We start from the raw sequence: 15,441 nt of genomic DNA, 5'->3' as shown, positions 1-15,441 counted from the left end.
GTGCGGCTCGAACTGACCTGTCTCGCCCCCGGCGGGGCACGGCACGCGGTGCTCGTCCAGGCAGCGGACGGGCACCGCGTGGCGGACCTGGCCTCGGCACTCGGCGAGCACCTCGACGTCACGGCCCCGGACTGGCTGTACCTCGGCACGCAGCCGCTGCCAGGACAGTTGTCGTTGGGTGAAGCGGGTTTGACCGACGGAGCCGTGCTCGGGCTCGGCTTGCCCGTGTTCGACGCGGGCACCGGGATCATCGGCGGCGGCGCGGTCGAACTCGCGGTGGTGGGCGGCATGCACGCGGGTCCGTGCGTGCTGCTGCACCCGGCCGGTGACGTCCGCATCGGCCGTGACCAGGACGCCGAACTGGTGCTCGCCGACGCCGAGGTGAGTCGCGAGCACGCCAAGGTGGGCATGACCCCGGACGGCTCGGTGATCAGGCTGTCGGACACCGGTTCGCGCAACGGGATCCGTTGGCGCGGATGGCGGCTCACGGACGTGACCGAGTTCGAGTGCGGCGACGTGGCCGGGATGGGCGAGTCGGTCGTCGGGCTGCGTCCGGCGGTGCTGGCCGACGCCGACGTGGCCGCCGGTGAGAACGGGACGCGGTTGTTCAACCGGCCGCCCCGGATCGACGTGCCGGGCAAGGTGGCCGACGTGCTCGTGCCCGTGCCGCCGGAGAAGCCGACGGGAATGCGATTTCCGTGGATCACGGTGCTGCTTCCGCTGCTCGTCGGCGGGGTGCTGTACCTCGTGCTGCCCAACGCGGGCTACTTCCTGCTGATCATGTTGCTGAGCCCCGTGATGGCGGTGGCGAACGTGATCAGCGACCGCCGGTCCGGGCGCAAGGAGTACCGGGCCCGCAAGAAGGACTACGACCAGGCCAAGGCCGCGCTGGACGACGAGCTGACGGCCGCCGCCATCGCGGAGGAGCGACGGCAGCGTGATCAGCACCCCGACCCGTCGTGGCTGGTGGCGGTTGCCTGCGCGCCGTCCGCGCGGCTGTGGGAACGACGGCACGGCGATCAGGACTTCCTGCGGTTGCGGCTGGGACTGCACGATCGGCCCGCTTCGGTGCGCCCGCGTTTCGATCCCCGGCAGCCGCAGCCCACGTCGGGCGCCGCTGAGCTGCCCGAACCGCCGCCGGTGCACGACGTGCCCGCCACGGTGAAACTGCGTGACGCCGGTGTGCTCGGGGTGGCCGGGCCACGTGACCGCGTGCTGGCCGCCTCTCGCGCGATCCTCGCGCAGGCCGCCGTGCTGCACGCCCCGAAAGACCTGGCATTGCTCTTGATCACCGGTCACGACGAGGCGGACGACTGGGAGTGGGCGAGCTGGTTGCCGCACACGCGCCCGCCCGCCGGGTTCGAGTGCCGCAGGCTGCTGGCGACCGACGCCGCGCAGGCGCGAGCCCGGCTGACCGAGCTGCGTGAGCTCATCGAGCACCGTGCCGAACAGCAGCGCGGCCTCCTGCGGCAGGGCAGGCCGCAGGAGCGCGACGTGCTGATCGTGGTGGACGGCGCGTGCCGGATGCGCGGTCTGCCCGGCTTGGCCCAGGTTCTGGCGGAGGGTCCGTCGGCCGGCGTCCACGCATTGTGTCTCGATGACGACGAGATGGCGTTGCCGGACGAGTGCCGGGCGACGCTGGTGATCAACGGCAGCCGAGGGCGGTTGTGCAGGCAGGATCTCGCGCCGGTGGACGACCTGCTGGTGGACGGCCTCGACGAGGTGCACGCGCGGCGGATGGCACGAGCGCTGGCGCCGATCGCGACACTCGGTGCCGCTGCTGAGGACGGTTCGTTGCCCGACCGCGTGCGGTACACGGACCTGGCCGGGCTGACGATCAGCGGTGAGCCCGACTCGGATGCGGACGCGGTGCGCCGCGCGTGGGCGCAGTCTCCGAACGGACGATCCACCAAGGCGCTGCTCGGGGTTGGGGGAGGCGGACCTCTCACCGTGGATCTGCGCAAGCACGGGCCGCACGCGTTGGTGGCGGGCACGTCCGGCGCGGGCAAGTCCGAGCTGTTGCAGACCCTGGTCACCTCGCTCGCGCTGGTGAACACGCCGGACGCGCTGACGTTCGTGCTGGTCGACTACAAGGGCGGCAGCGCGTTCGCCGCCTGCGAGCGGCTCCCGCACTGCGTCGGTCTCGTCACCGACCTGGACGGCCACCTGGTCAACCGGGCGTTGCGGTCGCTGTCCGCCGAGCTGCACCGCCGTGAGGCGCTGTTCGCAGAGGCCTCCGCCAAGGACATCGAGGACTACTGGGCGCGCACCGGAGCACGGCTGCCGCGGCTGGTGATCGTCGTCGACGAGTTCGCGTCGCTGGTCGAGGAGATCCCCGAGTTCGTGCCGGGCGTGGTCGGGATCGGCATGCGCGGCCGCAGCCTCGGCGTGCACGTCGTGCTGGCCACCCAACGTCCTGGCGGAGTGGTCAACGCCGACATGAGGGCGAACCTCAACCTGCGCATCGGGTTGCGGGTCACCGCGGACTCCGAGTCCGTGGACGTGATCGACACTCCGGTCGCGGCCAGGATCAGCGCGAACCAGCCGGGACGGGCCTACCTGCGCACCGGTCACGGTGAGCTGACCGGGTTCCAGGCCGCCCGGATCGGCTGGCCCCGGCAGCAGGACCAGGGCCGCGGCGCGGAACTCTCGGTGTGCCGTCGCCTGGTGAGCGACCTCGGCCGGGTGCCGGAACTGCCGGCGCAGGCCGAGGTGGACCCGGACGGCGCGACCGATCTCGCGGCCGTCGTCGCGGCGACGCGGGTGGCCGCCGGACAACTCGGCGTGGCCACGTCTGCGAGCCCGTGGCTGCCGCCGTTGCCGGACCTGGTGACGCTGGCCGAGCTGGAGGCTGTGCCGCGCTCGTCTTTGTGCGTGCCGCTCGGGCTCGCCGACCGGCCTGCCGCGCAGGCACAGGACGTGTTCCTGCTGGACCTGGAGGCAACCGGGCCGATCGTCGTGGCCGGTGCTGGACGGACTGGGCGCTCCACCGCGTTGCGCACGCTCGCGGCAGGACTGACCGCGGGCTGCGGTCCCGACGCCGTCCACGTGTACGGGCTGGACTGCGGCAACCGCGCGCTCGCCCCGTTGATCGACCTTCCGCACGTCGGAGCGGTGGTCGACGCCGACGACGCGGTGCGGGTCGGCAGGCTGCTGGAGTGGCTGGACCAGGAAATCGACCGCAGGCAACGGATTCTGGCCGCGGGAGGGCACGCCACGATCGGCGAGCAACGCCGTGGAGCCGCAGCCGCGGACCGGCTGCCACACCTCGTGCTGCTGCTCGACCGGCTGGAGGGGTTCATGCGGGAGTACGCCGAGCGGGACGGCGGCACGCTGGTGCAGTTGTTCGAAGGATTGCTGCGCCGCGGTCCGGCGGCGGGTCTGGTCGTCGTGCTCACCAGCGACAAGACCGGCTTCAGCCAACGGATTGCCGCGGCTGTCGAGCACCGGCTGGTGCTGCGGCAGGCCGACCGCGAGGACGTCGGCACCTTCGGGCTGGCGGCGCGCGACATGCCCGGCCGGATGCCACCCGGCCGGGCCGTCTGGTCGGCGACCGGCGAGGAGGTGCAGGTCGCGCTGCTGGACGCCGATCCGTCCGGCGCCGCGCAGATCGAGGCGCTGCGGCGGCTGGGCGCACAGGCGCGTGCCGCGTGCGACGGGCTGGACCCGGCGTTGCTCCCGCACCGCATCGATCCGTTGCCCGAACGGATCTCGTTGCGGCGACTGGAGGAGCTGCGCATCGAGCAGCGACCGCGTGGCGTCGCGGTCTGCACGCCCGCCGCCGGTGGAGATCATCTCGGTCCGATGGACGTCGACCTCGTCGCCGCGGGTGGCGCGTTCCTCGTCGCCGGTCCGAGCGGCTCCGGCCGGTCGACGGCGCTGGTCGCGGTGGTGCGCAGCCTCACCGGCGACCTGCCGGTCGTCCTCGTGACACCGCGGCCGTCGCCGCTGCACGACCTGGCCTCGTTGCCGCAGGTGCGCGGGATGACCGACGGCGCACGGGCGGAACTGGAGGACCTGCTGGCCGACGGCCCGGTCGCGGTGGTGGTCGACGACGGCGAGCTGCTCGACGAGTACACCTCGGGCGAGGTGCTCGACCGAGTCGTCCGCGGTACGCGCGACACCGGTTCGGTGGTGGTCGCCGCCGCCACGACCGACGACCTCCTGCTCAACCGCCATCGCGGCTGGCTCGCGTCGGCCCGGCGCGCCCGCAGCGGGTTGTTGCTCAGCCCCGCCAGCAGCATCGCGGGCGAGGTGTTCGACCTGCGGCTGCCGCGATCCACGGCGGGTAACTGGCCGCCTGGGCGTGGGCTGCTGGTCCGCCGGGGCGGCGCCACGCTCGCTCAAGTGCCCGAACCCGACCCGGTGGAGGTGCGGTGAAGGCGCTTTCCGCCCCCGGTACGTGTAACGGTGCGTGTCCAGGCGACGACTATGATCCGGAACACGTCGTTGACGCACTTGGGGGTACCGAACTCGTGGCAGCCGGCCCGTTATCCGGTTACCAACTGCTGGCCGAACTCGCCGGAGACGGTCCGGTCGCGACCGGACCGGCGATCAGGGAACACGACGGCGCCGAGGTCACGGTCCACGTCGTCACCGTGGAGCTCGACCGCAATTCGGCGCGGAGGTTCCGCACCGAGGCGGTCGCGCTCGCCGACATCACCAGTCCGCATCTCGTGCCGTTGATCGACCACGGACGCGCTGACGACGGCCGCTGCTTCTTCGTCACCGAGCGCGGCGCAGGCACCTTGGCCGACGAGATCCCGTTGCAGCTCGCCGAGTTCGGCCAGGTGCTGGACACGGCGACCGTCGCGCTGAACCTGTTGCACAGCAAGAAGCTCGTGCACCGAGGGGTGAGTCCGGCGGCACTGGTGCGCAGTCCGCGCGCGGGCTTGCGGCTGGCCTGTCCGACGTTGCCCGTCATCGCCGAGCTCGAGCTGGTGGCCCGTCGAGGTACCGGCCACGAGCCACCCGAGGTGCTGCAGGGACAGGACTGGACACCCGCGGGCGACGTCTACGGGCTCGCTTCGACGTTGTGGACCCTGTTGGTGGGCAAGCCACCTGTCGAGACGAGCGCCGACCTGTGGGTGGCCCGTGCGTTCGCTGATGCGCCACGTGACGTGCCCGCGGTGATCCCACCGCAGTTCGGCGAGCCGTTGCGGCGGGCGCTGGCCCGGCAGCCGGGTGACCGGCCGCAGTCCGGGGAAGCGTTCGCCCGCAGTCTGGCCGGGACGGCTCCGCCGCCGCAGGAACTGCTGGGCGGCAAGTACGTCAAGGTGAAGCTGCTCGGCTCCGGCGGTTCGGGCGAGGTGTGGCAGGCCCAGGGCCAGGACGGCGCGTTCGTGGCCGTGAAGGTGTTGCTCGACGGGCTCGTCGCCGACCACGACTGGCACATGCGCCTGGTCAGGGAGTGGTCGACGCTGCGCACCATCGACCATCCCCACGTCATCAAGGTGCGGGAAGCGGTGCTCGACCCGGTGCGGCCGTTCGTCGTCATGGAATTGGTGGAGGGATCGGACCTCCGGCAGTTGCGGGCAGCGGGGAAGCTCGACCGAGGTGAGGCGTTGCGGCTGCTGTCCGGGGGCGCCGCGGGACTGGCTGCGGTGCACGAAGCCGGTTTGGTGCACCGCGACGTCAAGCCTGCGAACATCCTCGTCCAGGAGGGCGTGGGGCTCCGGCACGCGAAGCTCGCCGACTTCGGTCTGGCCAAGCCGGTGGACCAGTACACCGTCACCAGAGTCGGTGATGTGGCGGGCACACCGGCCTACCTCGCGCCTGAACTGGCCAGGGGCGGCAGGCCGTCCGCGGCGGGCGACGTCTACGCGCTCGGCGTCACGATCTACGAGGTGCTCGCGGGCAGCAGGCCGTCGCCGGTGCCCGTGCGGCCCGACGGACTGCCGGACTCGTTGTGGCACATCATCACGGCGTGCCTGGCCGAGCAGCCCGATGCGCGGCCGTCCGCGGCGGCGGTCGCGGATGCGTTGGCTGACCTGGCTGTCGGCCGCAGTGGTGATCTCGAGCTGTCCGCACCGATTCCCGCCGCGGCGACGATCAGCAGGACGACGGATCAGATCGTTCCCCCGCCGGCGTTGGCTTGGCACGAGGTCGCCGTTCCGGTACCTGCGGATGAGGTTCTGCCGACGGAGACCGGAGTGCGGCCGCTAGCGGAGCCTCCTTCGGTTGCGGTGCCCAAGAAGTCGCGGCGTTGGGTGTGGCTGGCCGGCGCGAGCACGGCCGTCGTCGGCGGTGTCATCGGCATCGTGCTCGGTGTGATCAACCAGGACGACGCCAAGCCGGAGACGAAACCGAAGCCCACCGAGTACCACCTGAAGGCCTCGGTGTCGGTCGACCAGCAAGGAGCGGTCACGGTGACGTGGCCCTCCGACGCCAACAAGTTGTCCGGTGTGACCCAGTACGCGGTGTTGCGCGGCGGACGTCTGAAGGGCGAGATCCCCGTGGGGCGCAACAGTTTCCGAGATGTCAACCCCGATGGAAGCGGCTGCTACACCGTGATCGCGCTCGGCGTCAAGTCGCCGCCACCCGATCCGCCGCCGGAGGCGGCCTGCCTGCCGAACTGACCGACCCCCCACCTCTAGGACATCACGTGACTTACACGACCAACGGAGATCCCCGCAGCGCGGCCGCCGGGTTCCAGTCCGTGCACGACGCGGTGCTGGCCGAGATCGAACGTGCCGTCAAGGGAAAGACCTCCGCGATCCGGCTCGCGCTCGCCTGCGTGTTCGCCGGCGGCCACCTGCTGATCGAGGACGTCCCCGGCACCGGGAAGACCTCACTGGCCAAGGCGATCGCCGTCAGCACGGCGGGCACCTTCCGGCGCATCCAGTTCACCCCGGACCTGCTGCCCACCGACATCACCGGTGTCTCGGTGTACAAGCAGAACGAAGGCGAGTTCTCGTTCCGCGCGGGTCCGGTGTTCGCGAACGTCGTGGTGGCCGACGAGATCAACCGTGCTTCGCCGAAAACGCAGTCCGCGCTGCTGGAGGTGATGGAGGAGGGACAGGTCACCGCGGACGGCGTCGGATATCCCGTGCCCACGCCGTTTCTCGTCGTCGCCACGCAGAACCCCGTTGACATGGAAGGCACCTACCAGCTGCCCGAGGCGCAGCTGGACAGGTTCCTGATGCGCATCGAGCTCGGACACCCCGGCCTCGACGTGGAGACCGAGCTGCTGGCGAACCGTGCCGCCGCAGCACCGCCCGAACTGCGTGCCGTCACGACGTTGGACCAGATCGGACATCTGCAACACGCGGTGTCCCAGGTGCACGTCGCACCCGAGGTCGCGAGGTACGTCGCCCTTCTCGCGCAGGCGACGCGCGTCCACGCGGACCTGCGGCTCGGGGTGAGCACGCGCGGCAGCATTGCGTTGATCCGTGCGTCGCAGGCCTACGCGTTGGGCCGTGGCAACCACTTCGTCACGCCGGACGACGTGCGCGCGTTGTGCGGTCCGGTGCTGGCGCACCGGCTCATGCTCACCGCGAAGGCGCGGGTCAACAACCGGTCGGTGGACAGCGTGCTGACCGAGGTGCTGAACAACGTTCCCGCTCCCGCACCGGCGGCGCTGTGGTGACCGTGCCGCTCACGCCGGCGGGACGCGCGGCGCTGCTCGGTGCCGTAACGCTGTGCGTTGCGGGACAAGGACTCGGCTACCCGGCGGCGTTCGGCATCGGCGTGGCCGGCCTGGTGCTGGTGCTCGGCGCAGGCCTGACCGTGGCGGTCAAGCCGAAGCTCGCACTCAGCCGCACGTTCGAACCGGACCGGGTGTCGGTCGGTGAACCGGCCGCGGGTTTGCTCCACGCGCACAACAAGGGCCGTCGTGCGGTCGCAGGTCTCGTGGTCGTGGACCGCGTTGGCGATGAGCCGGTGGAGGTGCCGCTGGCGGCGATTCAGGCGAGCGGCTGGCGCACCGCGGCGTACTCGATTCCCACGCAACGGCGCGGTCGCCTGAACCTGGGCCCGCTCACCGTGGAGCGCCGCGACGCGTTCGGCTTCTTCCGCCGCTCCCAGCCGATGGGCGAAGCCGGGACGTTGTGGGTGCACCCTCGAGTGCACGAGGTGCAGCCGATGCCGGTGGGATCGGTGCCGGACTTCGAGGGCCGCGCCGAAGCGAGCAAGGCCGGTACGACCAGCTTCAGCTCGCTGCGTGAATACGTGCCGGGTGACGATCCCCGCCGCATTCACTGGCGATCGACGGCGCGGACCGGACAGCTCGTGGTCCGCGAGTCCGTGGACACGATGGAGCCGACCGTGACCGTCGTGCTGGACGCCAGGCCGTCGGCCTTCGGCGCGGATCTCTTCGAGGAAGCCGTCGAGGTCGCCGCGACCGTCGTGGTGAGCACGGTCGAAGGCGGCAGGCCCGCCCGGCTGACGATCCTCGGCGAGGACGAGGCCGCCGTGGCAGCCGAGGGCGCGACGACCCCGCTGGACAGGCTGGCCGCGGCACGCCAGTGCGCCGACAGCACCCCGACCGCACTGCTCTCGTCGGTCGACGTCGCCGAGCCGGGCGGTGCGCTGGTCGTGATCACCGGCGCCGACGAACCCGGTGTGGTGGCAAGGCTTGCCGAGCAACGCCGCCGCTTCACCCCGGTCGTGGTCGTGACGATGTCGGCGACCTCCTCCGCGACACACCGCAGCCAGGGCGTGGTGGTGCTGGGCGCGCGCACCGGCGCCGAGGCAGCCGGTTCGTGGAATCACCTCGTACTCGGCGGGGCGGTGAGCTAGATGGTGCGCGTTGTGCTCGCCGCGGGCCTGGTGCTGCTCGCGGGCTGGTCGTTCCGCGCGGTCTTCGCCGAGCCGACACTCGTTCTGCTGCTGGCCATGACCGTGCCCGCGATCATCGCCGCCGCCTGGGGATGCGCCGCGAAGGTCTTCGGCAGCCGGATGCTCGGCGCCGCCGGCACCGTCGGCGCGGTGGCGCTGGTGCTCGCTGCGGTCGTCCTGATCACCATGCCCGGCAAGGACTTCGCCACAGGCCCCTCCAGGCTGCTCACCGGCGTGCTCCCCGCCGATGCTGACCCACCACAGGTCGCCGCCGTGTCGGCACTCGTGGGGCTGGCCGCACTTGTCGCCGTGCGCCTCGCGCTGCGTTCATCGCTGCTGCCGCTGTTGCCCGCGTTGGTGTGCCTGCTGCTCGGACTTGGCCTCGGCGCGGCCGTGTCGCCGCTGCCCCAGTGGTACGTCCCGGCGTTCGTGCTGCTCGCGGTGATCATCGTGCAATGGGAACGGCGGATCACAACTCTCGCGGTGATCGTGATCGCCGCACTGACAGGTTTCGCAGCCACACCGTTGACCATGCGTGCCCCCGCCCGCCTGCAGGACGTGGCCGACGCCCAAGTCCAGCCACGCCAACACGTCAACCCGATGGACCAGTACCTGGCGTTGCGCAACGGCAAGGTCGACCTCGAACTCGCCGCCAAGGGCGCCCCGGTCGACCGGCTGGCCATGATCACCCTGACGTCCTTCGACCAGGACGGCTGGACGTCCGGCGCCAACTACCGCCGTGCGGGCACGAGATTTCCGGTCGACGGACAACACCGCGAAGTCACCCTCGACCTCCGGGTGCTCACCCCGGACACGGTCGGCTGGCTACCCCGCCCCGGCCGCCCCACCCGCCTCGACGTGCCAGGACTGGGCTTCGACGCCGCGACGGGCGACATCACCGTCCCCGCCGGGACAGCCACACCCAAGGCCTACCGGATCACCGCGACCGCCAACCCCGACGAGTTGTCGCCCGGCGACACTCCCGTGGCCGTAGGCGCATCCTTGCCCATGCGCCTGCCACCCGAGGTGCTGGGTTTCGTCGAGCGCGCCACCGGCGGGCAGCAGGCTGCGCCGGACAAGTTCGCCGCACTGTTCCAGGCGTTCACGAACCCGTTGTTCCGCTACGACAGCTCGAAGAAGGCCGCAGGCGGCGACGGGATCTACCAGATCTCCAAGCTGCTGCAGACCTACCGCGGCACCAGCGAGCAGTACGCCTCCGCGTTCGCCGTCATGTGCCGCCACCTCGGCTGGGACGCCAGGGTCGTACTCGGCTTCCAGCCGAAGTGGAACGGCGACGAGGCCCAGATCAAGGGTGAGAACGTGTTCGCATGGACCGAGGTGCGGTTCGCACACCGAGGCTGGATGCCGTTCGATCCGAGCCCCAAGCACGTCGCCCCCTCCTCCGACGACCGGACCGAACCCGACCAGCGTCCAGCGGCCCAGTTCCCCGAGGTGCGTCCACCTGATCATCCAGCTCCGCCCGAGCCGGATCCGTCCGCTGTGGACGGTTCCGCTGCTCCGGGTGGCTCCTCGGCATCCGCAGCGCTGGGCTGGCTCGGCGCCGCGCTCGTGCTCGTCCTGCTCGGGCCGCCGTTGGTCAAAGGCGTTCGCCGCAGACACGATCGGACAACAGGCTTACCGCGTCGGCGGATAACGAGGGCCTGGCTGGATCTTCTCGCCACGCTGCGGTTTGCGGGATACGACGTGGGTGACCGACCTACCACCGGGCAGGTGCTGGCTGCCACGGACACGGCGCTCGGGACGCACGGGGTCATGTTGACTGAACTGGTCGATCGGGCGTTGTTCGCGGTTGATCATCTCGACGACGGCGACGCCACGGCCGCTTGGCGATGCGTCGACTCACTGCGGGCGGCGTTGTTCCGAGGTCTGCCTTGGTGGAGGCGCGTCGCATTCGTGCTGGATCCACGGCCGTTGCTGCCCCGCAGGAGGCGACGGGAATACGCGACCACGTAGCGGGCGAGATCCGCCGAATTGATCGTCTGCAACCGGCCTCCAGGCCTGACCGAAGCGGAGCAAAGTCGGCGTGAGCGCGTGACGCGGAGGGTCCCCGATCCGTCTGGCGGGCACCACCTACCCGCGGGACTGGTGGCAGACGAGCCCCTCATCCCACCGCACAGGCCTACCCACCTCAGCCTCCGGCCCTCCCCTGCTCGATGTGGATGTCACGGGGTGTCGACCTGGTCAAACCAGTGGTCGGCGACGTGCGAGGTGACTGGGCTGATCAGGTCTCTTGGAGTTTCCGTTCCTCGCAATCGATGGAAGAGGTGGCGACCGTTGCGTCGTGACTGAGAGAGGCCGAGCCCAGCGACTCCTTTACTCGGCCGGTTACACTGGAAGCTGACCTGGAAGAACGGGCCGGAGCACGACGCTCAGTCGTTCCACGACTGGGGGTCAAGGGGTCGCAGGTTCAAATCCTGTCGTCCCGACGGTCGAAAATGCCCGCCAGATCTGGAAAGAAAACCCAGGTCAGGCGGGCTTTTCATGCGCTAAAGATGATCACCGCATGATCGTTGGCGGCGTGAATCAACAGGCCCTGAGAAGGAGCCAATCAGGAGCCAGCGGCTCCTTCTCTTTGACCAACGACAAGTGGGGTCGTGCCCAGACTCGGACTGCTGATCGAGGTCAAGTAGGTGCGTTCGCCCAGCGACTTCAAGAAGGTCGAGCAGGAGGTCATGGTCGATTCCGTTGCCTACCTCCAGAAGACGGACCGCTACCGGGAGATGATCGTCTTCATCTACGACGAGTCCTCCTCCGTGGAGCACCACGACCTGACGGTTCGCGAGCTGCGCGAGGTGCCAGGCATCGTCGATGTGATCATCGTGTGCCAGCCTGGGGTTCTGCGGCACAGGGACGGGAACCGCGACCGGTTGGTGTCCAAGAGGAAACGGTCCAAGGCTAATGGTGCGTAACCGTTCATCCGAGGCGCTGAGAACGACGCCATACCTGAGCGCGTTGCCAGTCCCTGCCGAGGCTTTCGGTGCTCGGCGTGGCGCGGACGGGTTGCTTCGAGTGCCGAAGCCAGATCCGGAGACGCACCTCGAACTCGCGCCGCAGTTCGAACGCGCCGCCCAGCAGGCCCGCAATGATCTCGCGCCTTTGCGGGACGAGATCCTTGAGCGCATCAGGAGGTTTGACCCTGTCAGCCTCTACGGGCAACTGCACGTGCTTGACTCGCCGTCGAGCAGGCAGTTCCTCAACCCTCTCTACCTGCGGGTCGAGGACACGGCCTGCTATCGCCACGCACCGCTGCGGATCCGGGAGACCGTCGACGAGCTCCGGCCGTTCCGCGGTGATCTCGTGGACCACGACGCCACGTGGCAGGCCAAGCTGTCCGCGCTGGAACTGCTGTGGTCGTACGCGCCGTCGGAGGAGCGGACGCCGGATCCGGCGCTGGCGCGGTTCGCGACGTTCTGCGCGCTGGCCGAGCGGCACGGCGCGGACTGGCGTCGATGGCCGGGCCGGGCTGCGGCATCCGGACTCACCCGCGGTGGCGGAGGAAGCCGCGCGGCTGGCACCTCGCGCGGCGTTCCACGTGTGGCTGCAGCGGTTGTGTGCCGAGCAGCTGGCGAAGGCCAGGGACTCCACCGACCTGACCGTCGGTCTGATCGGCGACCTCGCCGTGGGTGTCGCGCCGTCGGGGGCGGAGGCGTGGGCGCTGCAGGACGCGCTGGCACTGGGCACGAACATCGGCGCGCCGCCGAACACCTTCAACCAGCGGGGCCAGGACTGGGGCTTGCCACCGTGGCGTCCTGATCGGCTCGCTGCCTCGGGCTACCAGCCGTTCCGGGACGTGCTGCGCGGCGTGCTGCGCCATGTCGACGGCATCCGGGTGAACCACGTCGCCGGGTTGTGGCGGCTGTGGTGGATTCCGCCGGGCGAGTCGCCCGACCGGGGCACGTACGTGCGCCATGACGCCGCGGCGATGCTCGGCGCCCTCGCTTTGGAGGCGCACCGCGCCGGCGCCGTGGTCGTGGGCGAGGACCTGAGCACGGTCGAGCCAGAGGTGACCCGTGCACTGCACGACCGCGGCATGCTCAGCTCCGCCGTGCTGTGGTTCCAGCGCGAACTGCCGCCCGAGCGATGGCCGGCCCAGGCGATGGCGAGCGTGTCGACCCACGACCTGCCGACCGCGACCGGATTCCTGCGCGCCGAGCATGTGCGCGCGTGCCGAGCTCGGTGCGCTCGACCTGCCGGTCGGCCAGGAACGGGCACGGGCGCGGATGGAGCGCGATCAGCTCGTCGACCTGCTGCTGGCTCAGGGACTTCTCGATCGGCACGCGTCCGAGCAGGAGGTCGTGATGGCGATGCACGAGCTGCTGGCCCGCACCCCGTGCCGGTTGCTGCTCGTCGCACCGCAGGACCTGCTGGCGGAGGTGAGGCAGCCCAACCTGCCCGGCACGGTCGACGACTACCCGAACTGGCGCATTCCGTTGCCCGTGTCCCTGGAGGAGTTCTGCGAGAACCCCGTCGTGCAGGTCGCCGTCCAGCCGCTGCGGCGAGCTCGTCCGCCGCAGCGGTGAACTCTGCTGAACCGGGTCCGTGGCAATGGTCTTCGCTGCCGTCGCACCGGCGCGTTCGTAGACACGCAGAACGTCTGCGGCGACGCGACTCCAGGAGTACCGCGCGATGACGCGGTCCCGGGCCGCCACCGCGAACTCGTTGCGCAGTGTGTCGTCCAGCAGGAGCGAGCGCAGTGCCTGGGACAGGCTTTCCGGCTCTCCCGGTGGGACGAGCAGGCCGGTCACCCCGTCCACGACGACATCGGCGAGTCCGCCGACCGCGGTGGCGACGACTGGAACACCGCACGCCATCGCCTCGAGCGCGACCGCACCGGACGGCTCGCAGATCGCCGTTGCGTGAAGGCAGGCGGAATGCTGGCGGGCGTCCGCAGCCTGCGGATTGCCTCCAAAGGAGTGGTCTGCGAGGCCGATGTCAGTGGAATGGACAGGGACGAGTCGTCAGGCGGATAGTGCCAGGCAGGCAACGGCGGTTCACTGAAGTCGTGGATCTTGCACAGGGCAGGAGGGTTCGGCGCGCTGGTAGCTCGCGTGTGCGGCATGCTCAACGAGCAATCCGGTCCGATCGTCACTGGTCGCAACATCCAGTTGGAGTCCGCCAGCGTCTTCGGTTTCGTCGGAGGGTCTCGGACGGCGACTCACCGAACTGCTGGCGGTACGCGCCCGCGAACCGTCCCAGGTGGACGAATCCCCAGGAGACCGCGGTGTCGGTGACGGTCAAGCCCGGCACTGCGGCCGTGAGTTCCTCGTGCACCCTGCTCAGCCGCACGTTGCGCAGGTACGTCGTCGGTGAAACCCCGGCATACCGCCGGAACCCGGCTTGCAATGCTCGTACCGAGACCGCGACCGCTGCGGCCAGGGCGGTGGTCGTCCACGGTTCGCCCGGCTGTTCCTCCAGCATTTCGACCGCTCGGCGCACCGGTCCTGCTGGGATGTGGTGCTGTGTCTCGACTTCCTCGCGGAGGTCGTGTTGCAGGGTGAGAAGCAGGCCATCGAGCAGGAGTTGCTCCAGCGTGCTCGCCGCGAGCGGATGGCGGCGGAGCAGGCCTGGTCCCTCGAACTCGTGCAGGAACGGGGCGAGCACATCCAGCACGCCCCGTTGCGGCGCCGTCACGAACTCGATCCGGTCCGTTCGGCGCCCTAGCATGGCTGAGAGCCGTTGTTCCAATGGCCACCGGTCCACCATGAGGCAGAGCTGCGCGCAATCGGCGCTCCAAGTGATCGATGCGGGTTTGCCCGGCAGGTACGGGACCACTTCCCCGGTTCCCGCCTCCACCGATCTCCGTCCGAACGACGATCGGGAGTGCCCGGCGACCGGGAGGTCGAAATGGTAGGCGGCCAAGTCGTTCGTGCGCATCTCGAGTGTTTGCCCGTACGTGAGATACGCGGCCGTGATGGAACCCAGCCGCACCGCGTTCAGCCGCATGTCAAGCGGCGCCCCGGTAGCGGCAGGCGTGATCCGGTGTGGCAGGAACACACGGCTGACCGCGTCCTCAGCCTCGTCAATCCGAGTCGTGCGCACCAGCCGGTGTTTCGCCAGTCGTTCCACGACTCACAGGATGCCCAAAGGAACTGGTTCTGGCCGTACCCCGGAAGCCTGAACATCACGCGCCTGGTCGGCCGACGCGGCGGCCGTGAAGTTGATGCGGCGGCCGATGCCCCCGCCTTGAAGGGCGTGAACATCGTGTTGCGGATGGATGAGTGGAAAGCGTGATGTGCGGTGAACACCGAACACGAGCTCACCAACGGTGAATGCTGGGATTTCCTGGACCGCGTCAGCACGGGGCGGCTGTTGTACACCTCAGGCGGTTTGCCGGTTGCTCAGCTGGTGCGGTTCGTGGTTCGCAACAAAGCGATCATGGTCAGTGTTGACCAACGCACCGCGACCAGGCTGTTGCCTGCTGGATCCGGGTTCGTCGCAATTCAGGCCGATGACGTCTCGGATGGCGTGCAGACCGGACATTCGGTGACTGTGTACGGCAGGGCGCAGGTGGTGTCTGAGGAACGTCGAAGCCGGGCTGAAACGGCCGGGTTGCCCGGCTATGAAGGGCTGGCTGTCTACGCTTGTGTTGCGCCGGCGCAACTTTGGGGCAGCTACGTGGATTTCCGCACCTGACTCAGGCCG

At 69.9% G+C, this 15,441-nt stretch carries 9 protein-coding genes and 2 pseudogenes; 9 read left to right on the top strand and 2 right to left on the bottom strand.

Translation table 11 applies throughout. The features are described 5' to 3' along the window. The 8 genes and pseudogenes from DI276_RS36195 (at position 1) to DI276_RS52620 (ending at position 13,319) form a co-directional block, all read left to right on the top strand. A complete protein-coding gene (locus DI276_RS36195) occupies positions 1 to 4,380 on the top strand; it encodes an FtsK/SpoIIIE domain-containing protein (protein WP_112272033.1) in 4,380 nt (1,459 codons plus the stop codon). A 95-nt stretch (positions 4,381 to 4,475) separates the two neighbouring features. Next, positions 4,476 to 6,578: a protein kinase domain-containing protein gene (locus DI276_RS36190; RefSeq protein ID WP_157985150.1), complete on the top strand. Its 2,103-nt coding sequence runs from the start codon at positions 4,476 to 4,478 to the stop codon at positions 6,576 to 6,578. A gap of 26 nt (positions 6,579 to 6,604) precedes the next feature. Next, positions 6,605 to 7,588 (top strand): AAA family ATPase, encoded by a 984-nt coding sequence (locus DI276_RS36185; protein WP_198681127.1) that lies wholly within the window; start codon positions 6,605 to 6,607, stop codon positions 7,586 to 7,588. Further along, positions 7,585 to 8,739 carry a DUF58 domain-containing protein gene (locus DI276_RS36180; RefSeq protein ID WP_232837154.1) on the top strand — a complete coding sequence of 385 codons (1,155 nt, stop codon included), beginning with the start codon at positions 7,585 to 7,587 and terminating at the stop codon, positions 8,737 to 8,739. Before DI276_RS36185 ends, DI276_RS36180 begins: the two co-directional genes overlap by 4 nt. Next, positions 8,740 to 10,752 carry a transglutaminase-like domain-containing protein gene (locus DI276_RS36175; protein ID WP_112272029.1) on the top strand — a complete coding sequence of 671 codons (2,013 nt, stop codon included), beginning with the start codon at positions 8,740 to 8,742 and terminating at the stop codon, positions 10,750 to 10,752. It begins immediately after the preceding gene. 677 nt (positions 10,753 to 11,429) lie between these two features. Next, complete coding sequence (locus DI276_RS36170) at positions 11,430 to 11,708, top strand: PD-(D/E)XK nuclease domain-containing protein (RefSeq protein WP_112272027.1); 279 nt, start codon at positions 11,430 to 11,432, stop codon at positions 11,706 to 11,708. A gap of 173 nt (positions 11,709 to 11,881) precedes the next feature. Beyond that, positions 11,882 to 12,901 (top strand): annotated as a pseudogene (locus DI276_RS52625) (4-alpha-glucanotransferase); the annotation flags it as partial. 52 nt (positions 12,902 to 12,953) lie between these two features. Continuing rightward, a complete protein-coding gene (locus DI276_RS52620; protein ID WP_232837153.1) occupies positions 12,954 to 13,319 on the top strand; it encodes a 4-alpha-glucanotransferase in 366 nt (121 codons plus the stop codon). 33 nt (positions 13,320 to 13,352) lie between these two features. On the opposite strand, the pseudogene DI276_RS36160 reads toward DI276_RS52620, so the two are convergent. Both DI276_RS36160 and DI276_RS36155 read right to left on the bottom strand, forming a co-directional pair. Next, positions 13,353 to 13,640 (bottom strand): annotated as a pseudogene (locus DI276_RS36160) (glycosyltransferase); the annotation flags it as partial. A gap of 244 nt (positions 13,641 to 13,884) precedes the next feature. Next, positions 13,885 to 14,865, bottom strand: coding sequence for an AraC family transcriptional regulator (locus DI276_RS36155; RefSeq protein WP_112272025.1), 981 nt, complete (start codon positions 14,863 to 14,865; stop codon positions 13,885 to 13,887). A 171-nt stretch (positions 14,866 to 15,036) separates the two neighbouring features. Between DI276_RS36155 and DI276_RS36150 the strand changes: the two genes are divergently transcribed. Then, the gene (locus tag DI276_RS36150) at positions 15,037 to 15,432 is read left to right on the top strand and encodes a pyridoxamine 5'-phosphate oxidase family protein (protein ID WP_112272023.1); all 396 of its coding nucleotides are present in this window, start codon (positions 15,037 to 15,039) and stop codon (positions 15,430 to 15,432) included. Positions 15,433 to 15,441 lie beyond the last annotated feature (9 nt).

It is taken from the genome of Lentzea terrae, from assembly GCF_003265345.1.
Lineage (GTDB): Bacteria > Actinomycetota > Actinomycetes > Mycobacteriales > Pseudonocardiaceae > Lentzea > Lentzea terrae.
This window is presented reverse-complemented; position numbering and strand designations above follow the sequence as displayed.